Here is a 22,728-nt window from a genome sequence, read left to right as displayed (position 1 = left end):
TCTCTCGACGACGCCATCTCCCGACGACGGGAAGGGGACCTCCGTGCCGCGCATCGACCGGCTCGACCTCTCCGTGGTGGAGCTGCGGCTCACCCACGGCTTCACCGCCAGCACCCACAGCGCCACGACCCTGCTGCACATGGTCGTCCGCGCCACCACCGCCGACGGCCGCACGGGGTGGGGCGAGGCACCGGTGCCGGTGGACCCCTACTACCTGGGCGAGACGACCGACACGGTGTGGTCCGTGACCCGCGACTTCCTCGCCCCGGCGGTGGTGGGCCGCTCCTGGGACACCATCGAGGAGTTCACGGCCCTCTACGGCCGGGTCAAGGCCAACAACTTCGCCCGGTGCGGCCTGGAGATGGCCGCGTGGAACCTGCTGGCCGCCACCACGGACCGGCCGCTGGCCACGCTGCTCGGCGGCGCGGCGCGCACCCATGTCCCCTCGGGCGTGAGCGTGGGCATGGACAGTGACCACGACCGGCTGTGCGACACCATCGGTGGCTACGTCGGGCAGGGCTACCAAAGGGTGAAGGTCAAGATCGGCCCAGGAGCCGATGTGAAGGTGCTGGAGGCGATCCGGAACCGGTTCCCGGAGCTGCCGCTGATGGCCGACGCCAACTGCGCCTACACCCTCGAGGACCTTCCACGGCTGCGTGATCTCGACGCGTTCGGCCTGATGATGATCGAGCAGCCGCTGGCCTGGGACGATCTGCTGGACCACGCCACGCTGCAGAAGGAGCTGGCCACACCGCTCTGCCTCGACGAGAGCCTCACCTCGGCCGGACGGGCGCGGGAGGCGCTGGCGCTGGGCAGCTGCCGCGTGGTCAACATCAAGCCCGCTCGCCTGGGCGGTCTGCTGGAGGCCGTCCGGGTCCATGACGCCTGCGTCGCGGCCGGGGTGCCGGTGTGGTGCGGTGGCATGCACGACTTCGGCATCAGCCGAGCGGCCAATGTGACGCTCTCGGCGCTGCCCGGTTTCACACTGCCCGGCGACAACTCCGGCTCCGACAAGTACTTCGGTGAGGACATCGTCACACCGGAAACGCGGGCGGTGGACGGCCTGATCGAGGTACCGGCCACGGCCGTGCCGTACGAGGTGAGGGAGGACTTCCTCAAGGCCCACACCCGGCGCCATATCCAGGTGACGGCCTGAGGGCGGGGGACCGGCGGTACACAAGGCCGGACCGTACGCCCCCGGCCTCACTCCGCCGTGAACAGGCGGCGCACGGCCGACCGGTCCGGCTTCCCCACCCCACGCAGGGGCAGGGCCTCGACGACCCGGATGGCCTTGGGCGCGGCGGCACGCCCGAGCCGCTCCCGGACCGCGCCCTTCAGCGCGCCCACGGCCGTCTGCCCCAACGCCCCCGGTTCGCGCGGAGTGACGGCGGCCACGACGATCTGCCCCCACTCCGGGTCGTCCACCCCCACCACGCACGCGTCCCCGACACCGGGTTGTTCCCGCAGGACCTGCTCCACCACGGACGGGGACACCTTCACACCACCGGTGACGATCACGTCGTCCGCCCGGCCCAGTATCTGAAGACTGCCGTCCTCCCGTCGGCACCCGAGGTCGTCCGTGCGGAACCAGCCGTCGCCGAAGGAACGGGCTGTCAGCTCCGGCCGGTTGAGATAGCCGGACGCCAGGGTCGGCCCGCCGAGAGCTATCGGACCTCCCGCGGCGGGCCCGGCCGCCCCCTCCGGTGGCGGACCGATCCGCACCCGCACCCCCTCAAGCGGCACCCCGTCGTAGACGCAGCCGCCCGCGGTCTCGGTCATGCCGTACGTGGTCACCACCCTCACACCCGCCTCACGCGCCCGCGCCAACAACGGCTCGGGTGTGCCGGCACCGCCCAGCAGTACGGCGTCGAACTCCCGTAACGCCGCCAGACCGGGGCCGCCCGCGTCCAGCAGCCGCCGGATCTGCGTGGGCACCAGCGCGGTGTAGCGGCAACCCGCGGAGCGGAACCGCTCCGGCCGGAAGCCCTGCCGCAGATCGTGGACCACTGCCTCCGCCCCGGCCAGCAGCGAGCGGACCAGGACCTGCACGCCCGCCACATGGTGTGCGGGCAGCGCCAGCAACCAGCGCCCGGGGCCCCCGAGCCTGGTGTGCGTGGCCTCGGCCGACGCGCGCAGTGCCCGGGCGGCGAGCAGCACCCCCTTGGGCTCGCTGGTGGACCCGGAGGTGCCGACCACCACCGCCGTCCCGGACGGCACGGGCCCGCGAGTGTCGAACCCCGGTGAGCCGCCGGCGGCCGCCACGGGCAGCACGGTTTCCCCGTTCCCCTCGACCGCCACGGCCAGCGCACGCGAGAGCGCACCGACCGTGTCCGCCGAGCCGTCGCATGGCAGGATCAGCATCGCGGTGCCCCCTCCGCGAAAAGACGTCCGTCATCACACGAGCGATCGCCTGCGCCTGCGCACCGCGAGACCGCTCACCCCTCCGGCCACGCTACGGCCCGGCGACAGGGCACGCCGACGTCAGGCGAATGTCCTGTCAGGAAGCTGCCACGGCATCCTTTCCGCCGCGCCGCGGCAGGATCGACGATCCGGTTCGGGGTTTTCTGTCTTGCCTGTTCCGCACACCGTCGGCGGCTCTCCTCGCCCCGATGTCACAGCCATGTCGTCGCCGGCCAGATGGTCACCGCCGCGGCGAGGAAGAGCGTGATGTTGAGGGCCACCTGGCGGTCTCCCCGGCGCAGGTGCACCCTGGTGGCGCCGATCTGCAGGATCACGAACCCGATGGCCGCGGCCAGGGCCAGCCAGGGCGCGATGCCGGTCAGCGGGGGGAGGATCAGTCCGATCGCGCCGAGCACTTCGATCACACCGATGGCTCTGACGGCCGCCATCGGCGTAGTGTCCACCCAGGCCATCATCGGCCGGAGCCGCTCACGGCTCCGGACCACCTTCACCCCGCCCCCGTAGAGATAGAAGAGGGCGAGCGGACCGGCGACGATCCAATACGCCACGTTCACGATTCCCGTCCCGTCTTCCGGGCGAGGCCGGTGGCGGGCTCGGTGGCGTAGCGGCTCATCACCTGGACACTGGTTTCCGGTTCTTCAGTCACACCGCGATTCCACTGCCGGGGCGCCGTAACCGTCCAAGACTTCTTCCGCGGTCTCGATACCGGATGGGTATCGTTGCACCATGGAGCTACGCACGCTGCGCTATTTCGTGGCGGTCGCCGAGGAACTCCACTTCGGCCGGGCCGCCGTCCGGCTGCACATGAGCCAGCCGCCACTGAGCCGGGCGATCAAGCAACTGGAGACCGAGCTGGGCGCCGCGCTGTTCCACCGGTCGTCCACCGGTGTCACGCTCACTCCGGTGGGGGCGATGCTGCTCGACGAGGCGCGCGCTCTGCTCGACCACACCGAGCGGGTACGCGTACGCGTGGCCGCCGCGGCCGGCACCGCGAGCCTCACCGTGGGCATCCTGGGGGACAGCACCGACCCGGGCGCCACCCGGCTGGCCGGCGCCTACCACCGGCGGCACCCGGGCGTCGAGGTCCACATCCGCGAGACCGACCTGACCGATCCCACCTGCGGGCTGCACGCCGGGCTGGTGGACATCGCCCTGACCCGTGGGCCGTTCGACGAGACCGGCCTGACCGTGCACGAGCTGCGCGCCGACCCGGTGGGCGCGCTGCTGCGCGCCGACGATCCGCTGGCCCGCCGCGGCAGCCTGAAACTGGCCGACCTGGCGGACCGCCGCTGGTTCCTGTTCCCGGAGGGCACCGACCCCGGCTGGCAGTCGTACTGGAACGGCGGGGAACCCCGTGAGGGCCCCGTGGTGCGCGGCGTCCAGGAATGCCGGCAAGCCGTGCTGTGGAACGGCACGGTCGGCATGACCCTCGTGGACCACGAGCCGCCGGAGGGGCTCACCGTGGTGCCGCTGATCGACATGGAGCCGAGCCGCGTGGTGGTGGCGTGGCACGAGGCCGATACGAACCCCCTGATCCGCTCGTTCGTCGACATCGCCACCGCCGCCTACCGCGGCAGTGGCGGTGTTACGTCTCGTCCTGCCCCATCCTGACCAGGTGCACGGCGGTGCTCGCCCAATCACCGGACGGGAGGTCGGGGCGGAATCCGTACTCGGCCAGCACGGTGGCGTGGTGCGCCTCGCCGGTGCGGGTGTCGCGGTAGCGGGCGCCGGGGGTGAGCCCGCGCAGCCGTACCGGCAGCCGAGGGACTCCGTGGCGCGGGCCGCGCTGCCAGGCCAGCACCAGGGCCTCGCTGCCGTCCCCGGCGGCGTACTGCACCACGGTCGGCAGCTCGCCGTGCGGCCCGGACAGCCGGTACAGGGCGCCGTGCTGGACGAGGTGGCGCACCCGTTTGTACTCGGCCACCAGCTCGGCGCCCTCGGCGAGTTCCGCCTCGGACCAGCGGGCGAGATCCCCGCCGATGCCCAGCAGCCCGCACATCGCCACATGGAAGCGGAACCTCAACGGCACGGTGCGGGAGGTGAGTTGATTGGGTACATCGGTCACCCACGCGGACATCGTGCGCGCCGGGTGGAGCTGACCGAAGCCGTGCTGGATGACCAGACGGTCGACTGCGTCGGTGTTGTCCGACACCCACGCCTGGTCCGTACGGGTGAGGATGCCCAGATCCACGCGTCCGCCACCGCCGCTGCACGTCTCGATGCGCAGCCCGGCGTGGTCGGCCCGCAGCCGGTCGAGGACGCCGTACAGATTGCCCACATAGCCCGTCCACAGCCGGTCGTGGCCGTCCGGAGTGCCGGGCCACCCGGCCTCGCTGAAGGCGCGGTTCATGTCCCACTTGAGGAAGTCGACGCCGTGGTCGGCGACCAGCCGGGTCAGCCAGCCGTAGGCCCAGTCGGCCACGTCGTCGCGGGCGAAGTTCAGGACGAGTTGGTTGCGCAGCTCGCTGCGGGCCCGGCCGGGGGTGTGCAGGACCCAGTCCGGGTGCTCGCGGTAGAGGTCGCTGTCGGGGTTGACCATCTCCGGCTCCACCCAGATGCCGAAGCGCATGCCCAGGCGGTGCACCGTGTCCGCCAGCGGGCCGAGGCCCCGCGGGAAGCGGTCGCGGGCCGGGGTCCAGTCGCCCAGCCCCGCGTGGTCGCTGCGCCGGGCCCCGAACCAGCCGTCGTCGACCACATACAGCTCCACGCCCAGGGCGGCGGCCCGCTCGGCCAGCGCCTTCTGGTTCGCCTCGGCCACGTCGAAGCCGGTGGCCTCCCAGGAGTTGTAGAGCACGGGCGCCACCTCGCCCCCGTGCGGCAGGACGTGGCGCAGTGTGTACGCGTGCCAGGCCCGGCTCGCCGCGCCGAACCCGCCGTCCGTGAACAGCCCGGCGAACACCGGGGTGGTGAATTCCTCGCCCGGCGCCAGCGGCACGCAGGTGCCCTCGTGGCCGACGCCACCGGTGAAACCGGCGCGTCCGTCCGGTGTGCGCTGCGCGGTGATGCGCCAACTCCCGCTCCAGGCGAGGGCCGCGCCGAAGACCCGGCCGTGCTCCTCGCCGGCGTCGCCCTCGTCCACCATCACCCAAGGACCGGCGTGGTGGCTGGGGATGCCACGCCGGCTGGTCAGCACGGTCTCCCCGTGCGGCAGGCGCTCGCGGCGCAGCTGACTCTCCGCGGACCACTGCCCGGTGACATGACTGAGCCGGTAGTCCGCCAGTGGCGGCAGGGACCAGGCCGCCGAGTCGGCGCACGGCAGGCTGACAGGCTGCTCACCGTCGTTGCGCAGCACCGTCCAGCGCTCGATGACATCCGTGTCGTCCCGCACCCGGTAGTGGAGCGCGACGTGCAGCGGGTAGTGGCGGTCGCGGAATTCCAGATGGAGTTCGCTGACGCCGTCGGACGGTGTGAGGACGCGGTGCCCGGTCGGCTGCCACTCGAAGCCGCGCGAGCCGTCCGCGTAGCGGACCTGGAGGGACGGCGCGCCGTAGCGCGTGCCGCCGTCGACCGGCAGTTCCTCGCCCACCGCGGGGCGTCCCTCGAAGCTGCTCGCCGCCTCCCCGGCCGGCACGACCAGCTGCTCCGCCTCCCGCGGCGTCAGCCGCGGCCCCCAGGCGAGGTGGCAGGGCGCGCCCGTCTCGTCGATGTGCACGGCGTACGAGGTACGGGGCGTGGTCAGCAGCCAGACCCCGGTGTCCGGGGCATGGGAGATCGTCGGCATCGGGCCTCACGTTCGAAGGGCGGCGGGGGAGCGGCGGGTGTCGCGTACGGATGTGGGGCGCTCGGCGAGTGAGAGAAGAGGGTCGCCCAGTAAGCCAACGAGACCTTCGATCACATGTCAACACCCCCGCATGGGCCGGGCTTTGGAAGTGGCATCGGGGCTCACAGGCAATCCTCAGGAGATTCTTGCTTCTTTCATTGACAGCGGAAAATAAGCGGCCTAGGTTCCCGGCCATGTCCTCGCCCTCCGCTGTCGAGTCGTTCCCGGCGCGCACGTCGGCCGCCTCGCAGATCTTCACCACGGTCCTGTCGCAGGGCCCCCTCACCCGCCTGGAAGTGGCGCGGCGGGCGGGGCTGTCGGCCGCGGCCGTCACCAAGGCGGTCCGTCCCCTGATCGAGGCCGGCTACCTGGTGGAGGACGTGGACGAGGACGCGCGCCCGGCACTCGGGCGGCCCGCGAACCTGGTGCGGGTGGATGGCGGCCGTGCGCTGTTCATCGGGGTCAAGGTGACCGGGGACACGATCATCGGTGTGCTCACCGACCTGTGCTGCCGGATCCTCGTCGCCCGGCACATCCCCCTCCCCGCCCGCGACCCCAAGGCGGTGCTGGGGACGGCCGCGGAACTCGTCCGGGAACTGCTCATCGAGGCGGACGGCCTCGGCGTGCGCGTCGCGGGCCTGGGCATGGCCGTCTCCGGCGATGTGGACCGCGCCGAGGGCGTGGTGCGCTACTCGCCCTTTCTGGAGTGGCGCGATGTGCCGCTCGCCGAACTCGCCACCATGACCACGGGTCTGCCGGTGACCGTCGACAACGACGTGCGCGCGCTGACCGTGGCCGAGCAGTGGTTCGGGGCGGGGGTGGGACTGTCCGGCTTCGCCGTCGTAACGGTCGGCGCGGGCATCGGCTGCGGTCTCGTGGTCCACGGCAGGGTGGTGGCCGGGGCCCACGGCGTGGCCGGCGAGATCGGACACGTCACCGTCGACCCGGCGGGCCCCCGCTGCCACTGCGGCAACCGTGGCTGTGTGGAGGCCATCGCGAGCGACGACGCCATCGTCCGCCAGGTCCGCGCGGCCACGGGGGTCCAGGTGGCCGACGCGGTCGAGGCCGCCGGACTGGCCCACGACGGCGTCGCCGGCGCACGGGAGATCTACGCACGGGCAGGCGACGCCATCGGCCGCGGTATCGCCACCGTGGCCAATCTGCTCGGCCCCGAACGCGTGATCATCTCCGGAGAGGGCCTGGCCGCCTACGACCTGTTCGCCGACCACATCCGTGACGCGTTCGCCGCGGCGGCCTTCGGCTCCGCCGCGCGGTGCGACGTGCAGACGCGGCCGCTGCCCTTCGACGAGTGGGCCCGTGGAGCCGCGGCGACCGCCATCCAGTCCTTCATCAGATCAGACGCGAACCAGCGCGGACGAGGAGGAGAACCGCAGCCATGACGCCGCCCGCCTGACACGACCGAGAACACCGTGCCCTCCGCGACCTCTCCCCGCTCCCGTCGCGGACGCGGCGACCGCCTCTCCCGCGCGGCCGTCTTCCCCTGACGCTTGACCGCCCCGCCGGGCCTCGTCCGGCCGGCCCCGCCTGCCTGCCTCGATCGCGCTGCCATTCCCCGCTGCCATTCCCCGCCGTCGGTCGAGACAAGGGCGACCTCCGCCGCCGTACCCCCGAATCCCGCCGCGTCTCCCCGCCACCCCGTTCCCCGAACCACACCCCCAGGAGGCAGACCCATGCGGTCACCCTCGTACCCCGTCATGCCCGTACGCGGTCTGAGATCCCTCGTCGTCCTGGCCCTCGCCGCAGGCCTCGCCACGACGGCCCCGGCCGCGCGGGCACAGCCCGACGGCGGCAAGGCCACCACGGCCACCCAGGCACCCTCGGCCACCGCCGCCGCCAAGCCCTATATGGGCTGGTCCAGTTGGAGCATGCAGTCGTCGAAGTACCCGGGCCTCAACCCGAACGGCGACTACAGCTACCTCACCGAGGCGAACGTCCTCAAGCAGACCGACGCCCTCGCCACCAAGCTCAAGAAGTACGGCTACGAGTACATCAACATCGACGCCGGCTGGTGGCGCGACTACGCGTGGAAGCCCGAGTTCGACAAGTACGGGCGACAGAAGGCCGACCCCGTGCGCTTCCCCAGCGGCATGAAGTCGGTCGCCGACCGCATCCACTCCAAGGGCCTCAAGGCCGGTATCTATCTGCCCGTCGGCCTGGAGAAGGAGGCGTACGGCGGCGGCAAGGTGCCGATCTGGAACGCCGAGGGCTGCACCACCGCCGACATCGTCTACGACGACCTGCGCACCACCAACGGCTGGGACAGCGCGTACAAGATCGACTTTTCGAATCCCTGCGCACAGAAGTACATCGACTCCCAGGCGCGGATGTTCGCCGACTGGGGCTATGACTTCCTCAAGCTCGACGGTGTGGGCCCCGGCTCCTTCAAGAGCGGCGACAACTACGACAACGTCGCCGACGTGGCCGCCTGGCAGAAGGCGATCTCCGCCACCGGCCGCCCGATCCACCTGGAGCTGTCCTGGTCCCTGGACATCGGGCACGCCGACGACTGGAAGAAGCACTCCAACGGCTGGCGCGTCGACACCGACGTCGAGTGCTACTGCAACACGCTCGTCAGCTGGGAGAACTCCGTCGACGACCGCTGGGACGACACTCCGGCCTGGACCCGGCACGCCGGCCCCGGCGGCTGGAACGACCTCGACTCCCTCGATGTGGGCAATGGCGAGATGGACGGCCTGACCAAGGCCGAGCGGCAGAGCTACGCCACGTTGTGGGCGATCGCCAAGTCCCCGCTCTACACCGGCGACGATGTGACCAACCTGGACTCCTACGGGCTGTCGCTGCTGACCAACCGCGAGGTCATCGCCGCCAACCAGGGCGACACCCCGCCCGCGCGGCCGGTCACCCCGTCCGACTCCCAGCAGGTGTGGGCCGCGAAGAACCACGACGGCACCTACACGGTCGCCCTGTTCAACCTGGCCGACAGGCCGGCCTCGGTGACCGCCGACTGGTCGACGCTCGGCTTCACCGGCAAGGCCGCGGTCCGGGATCTGTGGAACCACGAGAACATCGGCACTGACAAGAACCGGATCACCCAGGCCCTGCCCGCCCACGGCTCCCGCCTCTTCACGGTCACCCCGCGCGGCGACGCGCTCACGTGGACCGGTATCGAGGCCGAGTCCTCCGCGAACACCCTCGGTGGCAACGCCTCCGTGGCCGACTGCGCGGCCTGCTCCGACGGCCACAAGGTCGGCAACCTCTACACCGGGTCCAAGCTGACCATCAACAACGTCGTCGTGGACAAGGCAGGCACCTACCAGGTCAAGGTGGCCTACGTCAGCGGTGACGCCCGCTCCGCCGATGTCTCGGCCAACGGCGGCGGCGCCACCCGCCACAAGTTCCCCTCGACAGGCGACTGGTCCACCGTCAATAGTGTCCACGTTCCGGTGACGCTCAAGGCCGGCTCCAACACCATCACGTTCGACAGCGGTTCCGGCTACGCACCGGACATCGACCGGATCGACGTACCGAAGTCCTCCTGAACACCAAGGGGCCCGGCCCCTCGGCCGGGCCCCTTGCCGATCTGCCGATCTCAGACGCCTGGAGCCGCCATGAACCCCCGCCCGACCGACACCGGCGGAGACCCCGACGGAGACCTCAACCCGGACTCCGGCAGGGACCCCAGCAGACGAACCGCGCTGTCCCTCGCGGCGACGGCCGGACTCACCCTGACCCTCGGTGCCCTGCCCGCCTTCACCGCCTCCGCCGCACCCCGGCGCCCGGCCGACACCCCGCCGCTCACCGGTTCCACACACGACGAGCTGTGGTGGCGGGCCCCCGGCGACGAGGGGTCCCTGATCGAGCAGGGCCTGCCGGTCGGCAACGGCCGCCTCGGCGCCCTCGCGAGCAACGACCCCGGCCGCGAGCTACTGCTGATCACCGACGCCACGATGTGGACCGGCGGCCTCAACGACACCCTCGACGCCGACGGCCAATTCCCCTACGGGCGTGGCGACTTCGGCTCGTTCACCCTGCTGGCCCGGCTCACCGTGGACATCCCCGACCACGACCTGTCCGGCGTCAACGGCTACCGCCGCACCCTCGACCTCGCGCAGGGACTGGTCACCAGCTCCTACGTCCACTCCGGCGTCACCTACCGGCGCCAGATCTTCGCCAGCCACCCCGATGACGCGATCGTCCTGCACTTCACACAGAGTGGCGGCGGCCGCTACACCGGCAGCGTCACCCTGGAGGGCACCCACGGCGAAAAGCCCGCGAGCGCGGAGTCGTTCGGAGCGTCCTTCCCCAACGGCCTGCGATACGGCGCGGCCGTCACGGCGTACGGCAGCGGCGGCCGGGTCCGCGTCAACGGCACCCGCGTCGACTTCTCCGGGTGCAAGGACCTCACGGTGGTGGTCAGCGGCGGCACCAACTACGCGCCCGACGCCGACCGCGGCTACCGCGACCCCACCCTCGACCCCGAGAAGCTGGCCCGTACGAAGGTGCTCGCCGCCGCCCGGCACTCCGCGGACACTCTGCGGCGCACCCATATCGCCGACTACCGCGGCCTGTACGAGCGGTTCACCCTCTCGCTCGGCACCTCCACGGACGCCCAGCGCTCCCTGGACACCTGGCAGCGCCTCACCGCACGCGCCCGGGACGGGGTCCCCGATCCCGAACTGGAGGCGTACTACCTCCAGTTCAGCCGCTATCTGATGATCTCCGGCTCGCGCGACAGCCTCCCCCTGAACCTCCAGGGCCTGTGGCTGGACGGCAATGACCCGGACTGGATGGGCGACTACCACACCGACATCAACATCCAGATGAACTACTGGATGGCCGACCGGGCAGGGCTGTCCCCGTGCTTCGACGCCTTCGCCGACTACTGCCTCGCCCAGCTCCCGTCCTGGGCCAAGCTCACCCACGACCTCTTCAACGACCCGCGCAACCGCTACCGCAACTCCACAGAGAAGGTCGCCGGCTGGACCGTGGCCTTCTCCACCAACATCCACGGCGGAAGCGGCTGGTGGTGGCATCCCGCGAGCAACGCCTGGCTGAGCAACAGCCTGTACGAGCACTACGAGTACACCCAGTCGCGGGCGTATCTGGCGAAGATCTACCCGCTGCTCAAGGGCGCCTGTGAGTTCTGGGAGGCGCGGCTGCTCACCACCACCCTCCCCGGCACATCCAGAGAGGTGCTGATCGACGACAAGGACTGGTCGCCCGAACACGGCCCGCAGGACGCCAAGGGCATCACCTACGCCCAGGAACTGGTGTGGGCGCTGTTCGGCAACTTCGCCGCCGCGGCCGCCGAGCTGAAGAAGGACACCGACTACGCGGACACGATCGCCTCGCTGCGGAAGAAGCTGTACCTGCCGGAGGTGAGCCCGAAGACCGGCTGGCTCCAGGAGTGGATGTCCCCCGACAACCTCGGGGAGACCACCCACCGCCATCTGTCCCCGCTGATCGGCCTGTTCCCCGGCGACCGTATCCGCCCCGACGGCTCCACTCCCCAGGAGCTCGTGGACGGGGCCACCGCCCTGCTCACCGCGCGTGGCATGAACAGCTTCGGCTGGGCCAACGCCTGGCGGGCCGCGTGCTGGGCGCGGCTGAAGGACGCCGACACGGCATACCAGCTCGTGGCCAACAACCTCCGCCCGTCCACTGACGGCAGCAACGGCACCGCGTTCAACCTCTTCGACATCTACGAGGTGGAGAAGGGCCGCGGCATCTTCCAGATCGACGCCAACTTCGGCACCCCGGCCGCCATGAGCGAGATGCTGCTGTACTCCCGCCCCGGCCATCTGGAACTGCTCCCCGCCCTGCCCGACGCCTGGGCCGCGTCCGGTTCGGTCACGGGACTGGCCGCGCGAGGTGGCTTTGTCGTCGATCTGCGCTGGGAGCGGGGGGTGCCGACCTCGGCCCGGATCCACAGCGTCGGTGGCTGGACGACGACGGTGACCCATGGCGGCACCTCCCGCACGGTCCGCCTGGAGCCCGGCGCGTCCGTCACGCTGAAGGGGTTCACCCGATGACGGCTCGCCGCGCCGCCACCGGTGGCCTGGGCGTCGTACTGCTCGCGGCCGCCGCGCTGCACGCCACACCCGCCGCGGCGGCGGGCGGCCGACACGAGGTCGTCACCTGGGCGGCGAGCGCGGATCGGGTAGGAGACGGGACGCCCGACCGCGGCTATCGGATGGTCGTGCACACCAGCGTCGGCGGGAGCGATCTGCGCATCCGCCTCTCCAACGCCTTCGGCGACCGTCCGCTGACCCTCGACAGCTCTTACGCCGGCGTGCAGAAGTCGGGCGCCGAGCTGGAGCGGGGCAGCAACCGGCGGTTGACCTTCGGCGGCGCGCCCACCGTCACCATCCCGGCGGGCGAGGTGGTGGTCAGCGACGCCCTGCCCGGCAGCCTGCCCGCCGCCACCAACCTGGTCGTCAGCCTCCACACCCCCGACGCGGCCGGTCCCGCGACGGGCCACGGGATGGCGACGCAGACGTCGTACACGACCCAGGGCGACCACACGGGGGAGGAGAGCGCCGCGCACTGGACGGACCCCACCGGCTCCTGGTTCTACCTCGACGCCGCCACCGTCCGGACCTCCGCCGCGACCGGTGCCGTGGCCGCGCTCGGCGACTCCATCACCGACGGCTGGCAGTCCACCACCGACCTCAACCGCCGCTGGCCCGACTACCTCGCGCGCCGGTTGCGGCAGGCGGCCACAGAGGTCAAGGGAGTGGCGAACGAGGGGATCTCCGGCAACAAGGTCCTCGCCGACGGCGCCGGGCAGAGCGCCCTGAACCGGCTCGACCGTGATGTGCTGTCCCTTCCGGGTGTGCGGACCGTGTTCCTCTTCGAGGGAGTCAACGACATCAAGGCGCACACCGGTGTCACCGCCGCGGACATGATCGCCGGATACCGACGGATCATCGAGCGGGCGCACACGGCCGGCCTGTGCGTGGTCGGTGCCACCGTGGGGCCCTTCAAGGGCTGGAGCGAATGGGACACGGCCGCCGAGCGGGTACGCCAGGAGGTCAACGCCTTCATTCGCGGCAGCGGTGAGTTCGACGCGGTGACCGACTTCGACCGCGCCCTGCGCAGCCCCTACGACCCCGAGCGCATCCTGCCGTTATTCGACAACGGAGACCATCTGCACCCCAACGACAAGGGGATGCAGGCGCTGGCCGACGCCATCGACCTCACGGCACTCGACTGCGCCGACGGCCCCTGAGACCCGTTCGACCCGCCGCGGGCCCGGGGGCGGGGGCCCGCGGGGGCGTGGGGGGGGGGCCCGGGGGGGCCGCCGCCCCCCACCCGCCCCCCCCCCCCCCCGCCGCCCCGTTACCCCCGTCCCCCCGGCGGGGCCGGGGGGGCGGGCCCCGGCGGTCGCATGGCGCGGGGCCACGGTGGCAACTGGCCGCATGGCTCGCGCTTCAGGCGGACCGGCGAACCTCCACTTCACGCGGCCCGTGGGCACCTCCTCGCACGCCTACAGGCTGACGTTCAACGTGGGCCCGTCTCACTGTTCGCCCGGGCGGCGGGCCGGAGGTGGCGGGGGCAGGACCGCGCCCGAGGTGAAGCGGCTGGGCCGGAAGTCCTTCAGCAGGGGGGACTCTTTGCCGTAGAGCTCGTCCGCGACCAGGCGGCCGAGCAGCGGGGCCAGGGTGATGCCGCTGTGGGTCGCCACCACATAGAGCGGAACGTCGGCGGAGGGGAAGCCCGCCACCGTGAAGCCGTCGCCCGGCATGGCGCGCCGGCCGACCCGTACCTTCTCCACCACGGTGCCCTCGGCGCCGTTCAGCACCTCGGGCAGGCGGGCCAGCATGGCGGTGGCGATCTCGCCGTCGGGTGCGTACGGCTCGGCGGGGTCCGCCGTCGCGTCCAGCTCCAGGGCCTGGAGCAGCAGCCGACCGCCGCCGTCCGGGCGGACGTTCAGCCGTGGGCCGGTCAGCACGCGGGACAGCCGCGCGGCCGCCGGTGCGGTGGTGGCGAGGAAGCCGACCGTGGCCGAGCCCGCGAGATCCGGGTCGGCCATGGGGACGTGCGCACCGGTCAATTGGGCCACTTCCTGTGTCCACCGGCCCGCGCAGCTCACCACCGTGTCCGCCGGGTGGCGGCCGCCGTCGGCGCAGATCACCGTGGCTCCGGTCGTGCCGTGTTCGATCGCGGTCACCCTGGCGCCGCCGACCACCGTCGCGCCCCGGTCCCTGGCCGCTCCCAGCAGCCGGGACAGCAGCAGCACGGGCAGGGTGTACGCCTCCTCGGGGAAGAAGGCGAACACGGCGTGGGACGGTGCCGGCGCGAGGTCCGGCTCCAGCTCCCGGGCCTGTTCCGCGGTGAACCATTCCGCCGGGTAGCCGCGGGCCGTCAGCCGTGTCACCCGCCCGGCCAGCACCTCCTTGTGCCGGTCCGTCACCGCCCACTCCAGGTTTCCGGCGGGGAAGAACCACGGCGCGCCGTCCCCGGCCAACTCGTAGTGTGCGCGGATACCGGCGTGGTTGAGCGCGAAGTACGGCTCCGGCTCCTTGTTCGCGCTGTTGATCCAGGCGAACGAGTTCGCGGTGGTGCCCGCTCCGGGGTGATCGGCCTCCAGTACGGTGACCCGGGCGCCACGCGCGGCCAGCTCCGCCGCCACCGCCGCGCCCACCACTCCGGCTCCGATGACCACAACTCGCACGGGAATCCTCCTTGGCACGAAGGTCAGTTCTCGGGGTCGGCCCCGAACAGATGCGCGACGCCGACGACGCGCTCGATGATGACGACGGCCACCGCGGCGAAGAGCACCATCACGGTGCCGACGGCGGTCACGGTCGGGTCGTAGTTGTACTGAAGGTAGTTGAAGATCCGCACCGGCAGGGTCTGCATGTCCGTGGTCACCACGAACAGCGCGATCGTCAGGTCGTCGAAGGATGTGATCAGGGCGAAGAACGCCCCCGCGATCAGCGGCCCGCGCACGGCGGGCAGCGTCACATGCCAGAACACCTGTGGAGCCTTGGCGCCCAGCCCGGCGGCGGCCAGCTCCGCCGACCGGTCGAGCCCGGCGAGCCCGGCCAGCACCAGGCGCACGGTGTACGGGACGGTCAGCACCAGATGCGCCAGCAGCAGGGTGAGCGGGCTGGACGCCATGCCGAGCTGGGCGTACCACTGGAGCAGCCCGATGCCGAGCACGATCGTCGGCACGGCGAACGCACTCGAGAACAGCCTGTCCAGCACCGACTTCCCCGGAAAGGGATAGCGGTGGATGGCCAGGCCCGCGGCGAGCCCGAGCGCCGTGGACACCACGGCCGCTCCCGCCGCCACGCCGATGCTGAGCAGGAACGAGTCCAGGAACTCGGGGCGGTTCAGCAGCTCCGCGTACCAGTGCAGGGTCAGCCCCTTGGGCGGGAAGGTGACGTAGCTGGTCGTGGTGAGCGAGGAGGCGATGGTCACCAGCACGGGCGCCAGCAGGAACAGGCCGACGAGCGCGGCGAACACGGCTCCGAGCAGGCGCCTCGCGCGCCCGCCCGCGCCGGTGGCGATCGGCTCGCCCGCGACCTTGCTGGTTGCCCCTTCGGTTTCCGCTGCCGTGGTCACGCGAACACCTCCTTGCCGCCACGCCCGCGCAGCAGTCGGGCGTACACGGCCGTCAGAATCGTCGTCACCACGATCAGGACGAAGCCGATCGCCGCCGCGTACGGCCAGTTCAGATTGGACGTCGCCTCGGTGTAGACGAAGTACGGCATCAGCTTCACCGTGGGCCCGCCCAGGATCGCCGGGGTGACGAAGCTGGAGACGGTCAGGCTGAACACGATCAGCGAACCGGCGAGCATCCCCGGCAGGGACAGCGGCACGGTGATCCGCCAGAAACACGTCCAGCCGCTCGCCCCCAGGCCCTTGGCCGCGGGTGTGAGGGCCGGGCCGATCCGGTCCAGGCTGCCCATCAGCGGCAGCACCATGTACGCGAGCATCACATGCACCATGCCGACCACGACCGCGATGTCGTTGTACAGCATCTTCGGCGCGTCCAGGCCCATGGCGTGGAACCCGTCCGCGATCGGCCCCTTCGGCCCGAGCAGCACCAGCCATCCGTATGCCCTGGTCACCATGGAGATGAGCAGTGGTGACAGCAGCACGAGGGAGAGGTAGTTGCGCGTCCTGGGGGAGCGGCCGCGCAGATAGACGGCGAACGGGTAGCCCACGACGAGGCAACCGAGGGTGGTCAGCGCGCCGATCCACAAGGTGTGCCACAGCACCTCCCGGTAGAAGGAGTCCCCGAGGAACCGCGTGTAGTTGTGCAGTGTGGGATCGCCCGCCTGGGTGCGGAAGCTGTTGTACACCAGCATGAACAGCGGTGCGATGAAGAGCAGGGCGAGCACCGCGATGGCGGGGGAGGCCAGCAGCAGACCGGTGCGCCACGGGCCGCGCTTCTTGACCGGCCGGGAAACCCCCGGCGCCGACGCCGAGCCGTCGGGCGTCAGGGCCGTGCCGTCAGCGACGCGTGCTGTGGCTGCCATGCGCAGATCACCTCCTGACCCAGCGCGGGCACCTCGGAACCGAACGGCAGCGTGGCCTCGATGCGTCCAGCGGCCGTGGCCACGACGCAGCGGACACGGGTGCCGAGGAAACGGGTGGCCTCGACGGTGCCGGGCAGCCCCGGCTCCGCCGCCGTATGGGTGGATGTGCTCGCCGAGCGGCCCTGCCCGGACACGGCTTCGGGCGTGGCCAGCACCCGTACGGCCTCCGGCCGCACATAGAGCCGTACCGCCTCGCCGTCGCCCGGCGCGGTGCCCACCGGTGTCGCCGTGACGAGGTGGGTGTCACCGATCCGGCAGCGGTGCCCCTCGGCGGCCGCCCCCGCCGCGATCCCGTCGAGCACATTGACCTCGCCGACGAACTGCGCCACGAAGTCCGTGGCCGGGCGCAGATACACGGTCTCGGGGACGTCCAGCTGATGGATCGCCCCCTCGGCCATCACCGCGATCCGGTCCGACACCGCGAGCGCCTCGTCCTGATCGTGGGTGACCAGGATCGTGGTGGTGCCCACCCGGCGCTGGAGGGCGGCGACCTCCTCGCGCAGACGCACCCTGAGCTGGGCGTCGAGGTTGGAGAACGGCTCGTCGAGCAGCAGCAGATCGGGCTCCACGATCAGCGCCCTGGCCAGGGCGGTGCGCTGGCGCTGCCCGCCGGAGAGCTGGCGCGGATAGCGCTCGTCCATACCGTCGAGCCCCACCAGCTCCAGGGCCTCGGCCGCCCTGCGCCTGCGCCGGGCCGCGCCGACCTTGCGCATCCGCAGGCCGAACGCGATGTTCTCCGCCACCGTCATATGGGGGAAGAGGGCGTAGGACTGGAACACCATGCCCATGGCCCGCCGGTTCGCCGGGAGCCGGGTGATGTCGCGGCCGTCCACCTCCACCACGCCGGAGTCGGGCAGCAGATGGCCCGCCACCATGTTCAGCGTGGTGCTCTTGCCGCATCCCGACGGACCGAGCAGGGTGAGGAACTCCCCGGGCTCCATCGTCAGGTCGATGCCACGGACGACCTCCTTGCCGCCGAGGGCCTTGTGGATCCCCTTGAGTACCAGCCGCCCGCGGGCGCTCCCGGCCCGCGTGGCGGTGTCCGTCCCGGTCGGCGCGCTCTCCTTGCCCACGGTGTCCGTCCCCGCGGTCACTTGCTCTCCACCTGCTTGTTCCACTTGTCGGTCCAGGCGGAGCGGTTCTTGTTGATGGTCTTCCAGTCGAGCTTCAGCAGGGAGTCCACCTTGTCGGTGCTGACGACCTTGTTCTTCAGGGCGGGGTCCTCCTTGACGCCCTGGACCACCGAGCCGTCGTAGGTCGCCTTCGCGAGCGCCCGCTGGACGGATGCTTCCAGCAGATGGGCCACGAACTTCTGGGCCAGCTCCTCATGCGGTGCCTTCTTGACCACGTTCGCCGTGGTCACCAGGCCGATCGCACCGTCCTTGGGGTAGACGAACTCGATCGGGAAGTCCTTCTCCGCCAGCGTCGAGGTCCGCGACACCCCCCACACCGAGGCGGCGGCCTGGCCCTGGAGGAAGTAGTTGGACACATCGGCGGTGGTGTCGAACGTCGCCGCGTTCTTGGCGATCTTCTTGACCGCCGTGAGACCGGGGTCGACATCCTTCTCCGAGCCGCCGTTCGCCTTGGATGCGCCGACCAGCAGCCCCACCCCGTAGGTGTTGGTGATCGAGGGGAGGACCACCTTGTCCTTGAGCTTGGGGTTGGCCAGATCCTCCCAGGTGGTGGGCTTGGGGATGCCATGATCCTCGAACCACTCGGGGTTGTAGGCGATGCCCGTGGCGGTCAGCCCGAACCCCACGCCCGAGTCGTTCTCCATCCGGGCGATCTTCACCACGTCGTCCACCGGCACCACCTTGGTGTCGATCGACGCGAGCAGCCCGGCCTCCAGCGCCTGCGCCTGGGGACCGTCGTCCACCAGCGCCACGTCGATCTGCGGATTGGCGCGCTGCGCCTTGAGCTTGGCGACGGTGTCGGTGGAGGAGCCGGGGATGTAGGTGACCTTGCAGCCGCAGCTCTTCTCGAACGCGGGCAGGACCGAGTCGCGGAACGCCGTCTCGAACGAGCCGCCGTAGCCGGCCACCACCAGGGCGCCTCCCTTGCCGCCACCGGCGGAGGGATTGGGGGCGCCGCAGCCGGTGACGGCGACGGTGAGCGCCAGGGCACTGGTCACGGCACACAGGGTGGGCAGGGCTGATCGGGGGGATGGCATGGCTACCTCCTGCGATGAGAGATGGAAGTGCCGTTCCCGCGACCGGAGGTGGCGGGAGGGAAGGGGGAAACGAGGGGTGACCGGGGGAGAGAGGAGGCGGGAAGCGGTTCGGTGGCGAAGCGAACAGGGGTCAGCGGCCTTGGAGAGAGGTCTCCACATAGAAGCGGGAGGTGTCGGTCGGCAGGATCATTTCGAGGTGTTCGACCACCTCGTCGTTCTCCGCCCAGGTAGTGCGCAGCCAGCGGAAGACCGCGGTACCCGGCTTCAGGCCGAAGAGCTCGGCGTGCTCCTCGTCCAGGGAGTACGGCTCCACGTAGAGCCGCGAGCGCTGCAGTGGCACGCCGCGGTCGCGGAGGTACATATGGCTCGTGATGGTGACCAGATCCTGGTCGAGCAGGTCGGGGGCGAATCGGAAGGGCAGCACGGCGAGCTCCGTGCCGGTCACGCGGCTGCCGTCGGGGCTGAGCTTGTGGCGATCGAGCTGTACGACGGCGTCGTTGTCGTCCAGGCCGGGCAGCCGCAGCGCCGCGCCGCCCGCGGGCAGGACCTTGGCGCTGATCACCCGGTGGTCGCCGTGGGCCTCGGGCCCGCTGGTCAGTACGCCCGCGGCGCGGAGCAGATTCTCCTCATCGGTGGTCTGTGCGACGAACGTGCCGTGCCTGCGGTACCGGACGACCAGTCCGGCGTCCACGAGCTCGCGCAGCGCGCGCTGCACGGTGATCCGCGAGACACCGAACTGTTCTCCGAGCTCGGCCTCGGTGGGCACCCGGGTCCCCGGCTGCCACCGGCCGTCCCGGATGTTGCCCTCCAGCTCCCGGCGGATCTGCTCGTACAGCGGGAGGTCACGTTCGGCCATGCGAAGAGAGTGATCTCACCCAATTGATATGTCAATACGTTGGATGGATATGACTCACGGCCGTAACGCATCCTCGGTCCGCGGCGGCGCGACGGCTTCCCATCCGGCAGGGGCCGCCTGCGGCAGGGGAATGCCCTGGAACACGCCGTCCGGGTCGACGGTTTTCTTGATCGCGAGCAGCCGGGCGGTGTTGCCGCCGTAGGCTTAGGGGATCTGGTCAGTGGCCTCGGGCCCCAGCGAGTTCGCGTAGCCGCCGGCGAAGGCGTGCGGCTCCAGCGCCGCCGAGGCGGCATCGGCCCAGGCGGCGTGCCGGCCGCTGTCCTTCTCCGGCGTCCACACGGCGATGACCTCGGCCATCATGTGCGGTTTGCGCAACGCGAAGGCCGTCTCCGACCACGGGACACGGGCGGCCGCTCCGTGGAAGTGGTGCAGGGAGAAGGCCGACAGGGGCGACGTCATCGCCTTGGCCCCCTGCACCAGGGCGTCCACCACCTCGGGGGTGTGGCGGGGGAGGGAACGCGTGCGGATGGTGACGTACCGCCCGTCCGGGAACATCGTGTCCCGTGCGGCTATCGCGGCCGCGAACGAACCGGTCTCGAACTCGGCCACCGCGGCGCTGCCCAGGCGCGTCAGCCGCTGTACCGGACCGGCCGGATCCGTGCCGACGACCGGCTCGCCGGACCAGGTCGGCCACAGCATGGCCATGGGCTTCCCCTGAGGGCCGTTGATGACCCCGGTCTGGACCGTCAACGCGTCCGGGCAGTCCGACAGGACGTCCTCCAGCCGGGCGAAGACCTTCTGGGCCTGCCGCAGCGAATACAACACCATCCCCGTGACCACGGCGGGCACCGCGTGCAGACGGATCTCCATGGACGTCACCACGCCGAAGTTGCCACCTCCGCCGCGCAGTGCCCAGAACAGGTCCGGCTCGTGCTCGGCGTCGGTCCAGACGACGGATCCGTCGGCCAGCACCACCTCGGCACCCGTCAAGTTGTCGGCGGCGAGGCCGAATCGGCCGCCCAACGGGCCGTATCCACCGCCCAGGGCCAGCCCGGCCATGCCCAGGGTGCCGATGGTGCCGGTGGCGGCGACCAATCCGTACCGGTCGGCGGCGGCGAGCACACGGTTCGCCCTGGCCCCTCCGGCAACGGTCGCCCGACGGGCCCCCACATCGATGTGCACCGAGCACATCGGGGTCAGATCCAGCGTCAGCCCATCGTCGGTGAGCGCACGCCCCGCCCAGTCATGGCCTCCGCTCCGTACCGACAGCGGCAGACCGAACTCACGGGCCGTCCGGACTCCGGCCCGCACCTCGGCAGTCGATGTGCAGCGCAGCAGAATCGCGGGCCTGGGCGCGACCGCGCCGTTCCACAGCGCGGTACCCGCCGCGTACTCGGGACCCCCGGTGATGACCCGATCGGCAGGCAGGAGCCTCTTGAGTTCCGCTACCGCCCGCTGCCGAGTCGGTGAGTCGACTGTCATGCCTTGCTCCATCGGTACATGTGGTACATCGATATGCGATCACAGGCGGAGAATGCCGTCCGCGGCGAGTGACGCGTGATACGCGAATTCCCAGAAGTCCATATGTCCGATGGCCAGGTTCACATGCATCAGATTGACTTCCGGGGGCAACAGACGGAATTCGCGGGGGAGCTCCATGTCTCCGTCCTCCAGCTCCTGGCTTCTGGTCGACACCGCGAGCAGGGTGTGCTCGCCCCTCATGGTGGCGGCATCGGCCAGGAACACGACCTCGAGCGCTGGTTCGGCGGCGGCGGCGGAGAGCACGTCATCCGGACTCGCCCCGGCGAACGCACGGTTGTCGACCAGGTAGGTGCGCACCTCGAACCCGTTCTGGTCGGGCTGACCGAGCAGGTCGACGACGGCCCGCCATGCTTCGTCGTCCGAATGGTCCGTGCGTATGACAAGGGCCTCGGATTCGAAATCGTGATGCGTGAAATCGATGGCCGGGAGCATGGAGGGATTGGGCATGGGAAATCCTCTAGTTACTTTCTGGTGAGAACCGCAGGAGCGTGACCGAGTGTGCCGGGAACGTCCAGTTCAGGGAGTTGCCCTTCGCCGTGGCGTGGGACTTTTCGATCGTGACGGCGTCGGGGTGTTCGTCGTTGTTGAAGTCGTCGTAGGACCTGCCCGCCACCACGGACATGTCGACCGTGCCGGCATGCCGAAACCCCCCTAGGTCGACCCGGGACTTGACGTCGTCATCAGGTGAGCGGTTGACGACGAGGACGCTGAGCGTTCCATTCTTGTCGACGGTGGCATTCGTCACCAGCGCCTCGTAGGACGAGCCCAGCGGTGTCTCGTGGGTGGAGACCTCGGGGTTGCTCTTCACCTCGCTGTCCACGACATGTCCGCCGCCGTGGAAGAAGTCGCTCAGCTGCTCGCGCACGATCGCGTCGGGGGTGCGCACGAAGCTGGGCGCACCGCCGAAGAGTGTCCGTGACAGTCCCGGCTTCTCCCCGATCAGGCCGTTGCCCGTGGTCCAGCGGACGCCGAGGTCGGCGAACCGGGCCCACTGCGATGCCATGTAGAGCGCGTGCGACATGGCGTAGGAGTACTCGCGATATTCCTCGGCGCCCTGATTCTTCCCGAAGAAGAGCGCGCCGCACTCGGACACGGCGACGTAAGCGCCTTCCTTGCCGTGTTTCTGTACGAGTGCGGTGAGGTCGGAGACCATCTTGGCGGCGGCCGCGTCCCCGAGCATCTGGTAGTCGTGTCCGGCCCGTTTGTCCGGGAAGCGCGTGGCCTTCAGATCCCGCGAGAAGTTCGTGTACGGGTGGATCGCCATGCCGTCGTACTTGTCGGCGTGGCCGTGTTCGGCGAGGAGCTCGGGGAAGCTCTTCCCGCCCGCGAGCTTTCCGGCCTCGATGGGTGCCCAGACGGCGAGCACGTCGATCGTGGGATCGACGGCCTTCATCTTGGTGTAGTAGTCGACGAACCCGTCGTGGGGACCGGAGTCGTAGTCGGC

General features: G+C 70.7%; 18 protein-coding genes and 1 pseudogene. 6 read left to right on the top strand and 13 right to left on the bottom strand.

Annotated features, from left to right (window positions below; genetic code table 11):
* Positions 1-43 precede the first annotated feature (43 nt).
* The gene (gene menC / locus ACFXB5_RS30305) at positions 44-1,156 is read left to right on the top strand and encodes an o-succinylbenzoate synthase (RefSeq protein ID WP_385213592.1); all 1,113 of its coding nucleotides are present in this window, start codon (positions 44-46) and stop codon (positions 1,154-1,156) included.
* Positions 1,157-1,203: 47 nt separating this feature from the next.
* On the opposite strand, the gene menE is transcribed toward menC, so the two are convergent.
* Together menE and ACFXB5_RS30295 are read right to left on the bottom strand one after the other, a co-directional pair.
* Positions 1,204-2,361 (bottom strand): o-succinylbenzoate--CoA ligase, encoded by a 1,158-nt coding sequence (gene menE, locus ACFXB5_RS30300; RefSeq protein ID WP_385213589.1) that lies wholly within the window; start codon positions 2,359-2,361, stop codon positions 1,204-1,206.
* 251 nt (positions 2,362-2,612) lie between these two features.
* Positions 2,613-2,975 (bottom strand): DoxX family protein, encoded by a 363-nt coding sequence (locus ACFXB5_RS30295; RefSeq protein WP_385213586.1) that lies wholly within the window; start codon positions 2,973-2,975, stop codon positions 2,613-2,615.
* Between the two features lie 172 nt (positions 2,976-3,147).
* Between ACFXB5_RS30295 and ACFXB5_RS30290 the strand changes: the two genes are divergently transcribed.
* Positions 3,148-4,032 carry a LysR family transcriptional regulator gene (locus tag ACFXB5_RS30290; RefSeq protein ID WP_385213583.1) on the top strand — a complete coding sequence of 295 codons (885 nt, stop codon included), beginning with the start codon at positions 3,148-3,150 and terminating at the stop codon, positions 4,030-4,032.
* Here ACFXB5_RS30290 and ACFXB5_RS30285 read toward each other — a convergent pair.
* Positions 4,007-6,142, bottom strand: coding sequence for an alpha-galactosidase (locus ACFXB5_RS30285; protein WP_385213580.1), 2,136 nt, complete (start codon positions 6,140-6,142; stop codon positions 4,007-4,009). The two genes, ACFXB5_RS30290 and ACFXB5_RS30285, sit on opposite strands and share 26 nt — an antisense overlap.
* 233 nt (positions 6,143-6,375) lie before the next feature.
* Between ACFXB5_RS30285 and ACFXB5_RS30280 the strand changes: the two genes are divergently transcribed.
* The 4 genes from ACFXB5_RS30280 to ACFXB5_RS30265 all read left to right on the top strand — a co-directional run bounded on the left by ACFXB5_RS30280 (position 6,376) and on the right by ACFXB5_RS30265 (position 13,394).
* A complete protein-coding gene (locus tag ACFXB5_RS30280) occupies positions 6,376-7,581 on the top strand; it encodes an ROK family protein (protein ID WP_385213578.1) in 1,206 nt (401 codons plus the stop codon).
* A 291-nt stretch (positions 7,582-7,872) separates the two neighbouring features.
* Positions 7,873-9,702 (top strand): alpha-galactosidase D, encoded by a 1,830-nt coding sequence (locus tag ACFXB5_RS30275; RefSeq protein ID WP_385213575.1) that lies wholly within the window; start codon positions 7,873-7,875, stop codon positions 9,700-9,702.
* A gap of 69 nt (positions 9,703-9,771) precedes the next feature.
* Positions 9,772-12,195 carry a glycoside hydrolase N-terminal domain-containing protein gene (locus ACFXB5_RS30270; protein ID WP_385213573.1) on the top strand — a complete coding sequence of 808 codons (2,424 nt, stop codon included), beginning with the start codon at positions 9,772-9,774 and terminating at the stop codon, positions 12,193-12,195.
* Positions 12,192-13,394 carry an SGNH/GDSL hydrolase family protein gene (locus ACFXB5_RS30265; RefSeq protein ID WP_385213570.1) on the top strand — a complete coding sequence of 401 codons (1,203 nt, stop codon included), beginning with the start codon at positions 12,192-12,194 and terminating at the stop codon, positions 13,392-13,394. Before ACFXB5_RS30270 ends, ACFXB5_RS30265 begins: the two co-directional genes overlap by 4 nt.
* A 288-nt stretch (positions 13,395-13,682) precedes the next feature.
* Here ACFXB5_RS30265 and ACFXB5_RS30260 read toward each other — a convergent pair whose 3' ends face one another.
* From ACFXB5_RS30260 to ACFXB5_RS30215, 10 genes and pseudogenes are all read right to left on the bottom strand, one after another.
* Complete coding sequence (locus ACFXB5_RS30260; protein ID WP_385213568.1) at positions 13,683-14,840, bottom strand: NAD(P)/FAD-dependent oxidoreductase; 1,158 nt, start codon at positions 14,838-14,840, stop codon at positions 13,683-13,685.
* A 23-nt stretch (positions 14,841-14,863) separates the two neighbouring features.
* Entirely contained in the window at positions 14,864-15,736 is an 873-nt protein-coding gene (locus tag ACFXB5_RS30255; RefSeq protein WP_385213565.1) for an ABC transporter permease, read from the bottom strand.
* Positions 15,733-16,656, bottom strand: a complete 924-nt coding sequence (locus ACFXB5_RS30250; RefSeq protein WP_385213562.1) for an ABC transporter permease — start codon at positions 16,654-16,656, stop codon at positions 15,733-15,735. The genes ACFXB5_RS30255 and ACFXB5_RS30250 overlap by 4 nt, the downstream gene beginning before the upstream one ends.
* Entirely contained in the window at positions 16,617-17,810 is a 1,194-nt protein-coding gene (locus ACFXB5_RS30245; RefSeq protein WP_385213560.1) for an ABC transporter ATP-binding protein, read from the bottom strand. The genes ACFXB5_RS30250 and ACFXB5_RS30245 overlap by 40 nt, the downstream gene beginning before the upstream one ends.
* Complete coding sequence (locus ACFXB5_RS30240) at positions 17,807-18,847, bottom strand: ABC transporter substrate-binding protein (protein WP_385213557.1); 1,041 nt, start codon at positions 18,845-18,847, stop codon at positions 17,807-17,809. The genes ACFXB5_RS30245 and ACFXB5_RS30240 overlap by 4 nt, the downstream gene beginning before the upstream one ends.
* Positions 18,848-19,016: 169 nt before the next feature.
* Entirely contained in the window at positions 19,017-19,742 is a 726-nt protein-coding gene (locus ACFXB5_RS30235) for a GntR family transcriptional regulator (protein ID WP_385213554.1), read from the bottom strand.
* Between the two features lie 54 nt (positions 19,743-19,796).
* Positions 19,797-19,940, bottom strand: a pseudogene (locus ACFXB5_RS30230) (BBE domain-containing protein); the annotation flags it as partial.
* 6 nt (positions 19,941-19,946) lie between these two features.
* Positions 19,947-21,224, bottom strand: a complete 1,278-nt coding sequence (locus tag ACFXB5_RS30225; RefSeq protein WP_385213551.1) for an FAD-binding oxidoreductase — start codon at positions 21,222-21,224, stop codon at positions 19,947-19,949.
* Between the two features lie 39 nt (positions 21,225-21,263).
* On the bottom strand, positions 21,264-21,731 hold the full coding sequence (locus tag ACFXB5_RS30220; RefSeq protein WP_385213548.1) for a DUF6924 domain-containing protein: 468 nt from the start codon (positions 21,729-21,731) through the stop codon (positions 21,264-21,266).
* A gap of 10 nt (positions 21,732-21,741) precedes the next feature.
* The coding region (locus ACFXB5_RS30215) for an alpha-L-arabinofuranosidase C-terminal domain-containing protein (RefSeq protein WP_385213545.1) at positions 21,742-22,728 on the bottom strand (987 nt) is incomplete at its 5' end.

It is taken from the genome of Streptomyces sp. NPDC059455 (assembly GCF_042750115.1).
GTDB lineage: Bacteria > Actinomycetota > Actinomycetes > Streptomycetales > Streptomycetaceae > Streptomyces > Streptomyces endocoffeicus.
This window is presented reverse-complemented; position numbering and strand designations above follow the sequence as displayed.

Bases quoted from the DNA above. Each gene is read 5' to 3' on its own strand.
- menE (WP_385213589.1), bottom strand. From the start codon at position 2,361: ATGCTGATCCTGCCATGCGACGGCTCGGCGGACACGGTCGGTGCGCTC.
- ACFXB5_RS30290 (WP_385213583.1), top strand. From the start codon at position 3,148: ATGGAGCTACGCACGCTGCGCTATTTCGTGGCGGTCGCCGAGGAACTC.
- ACFXB5_RS30285 (WP_385213580.1), bottom strand. From the start codon at position 6,142: ATGCCGACGATCTCCCATGCCCCGGACACCGGGGTCTGGCTGCTGACC.
- ACFXB5_RS30280 (WP_385213578.1), top strand. From the start codon at position 6,376: ATGTCCTCGCCCTCCGCTGTCGAGTCGTTCCCGGCGCGCACGTCGGCC.
- ACFXB5_RS30275 (WP_385213575.1), top strand. From the start codon at position 7,873: ATGCGGTCACCCTCGTACCCCGTCATGCCCGTACGCGGTCTGAGATCC.
- ACFXB5_RS30270 (WP_385213573.1), top strand. From the start codon at position 9,772: ATGAACCCCCGCCCGACCGACACCGGCGGAGACCCCGACGGAGACCTC.
- ACFXB5_RS30265 (WP_385213570.1), top strand. From the start codon at position 12,192: ATGACGGCTCGCCGCGCCGCCACCGGTGGCCTGGGCGTCGTACTGCTC.
- ACFXB5_RS30250 (WP_385213562.1), bottom strand. From the start codon at position 16,656: ATGGCAGCCACAGCACGCGTCGCTGACGGCACGGCCCTGACGCCCGAC.
- ACFXB5_RS30235 (WP_385213554.1), bottom strand. From the start codon at position 19,742: ATGGCCGAACGTGACCTCCCGCTGTACGAGCAGATCCGCCGGGAGCTG.
- ACFXB5_RS30225 (WP_385213551.1), bottom strand. From the start codon at position 21,224: ATGACAGTCGACTCACCGACTCGGCAGCGGGCGGTAGCGGAACTCAAG.
- ACFXB5_RS30220 (WP_385213548.1), bottom strand. From the start codon at position 21,731: ATGCCCAATCCCTCCATGCTCCCGGCCATCGATTTCACGCATCACGAT.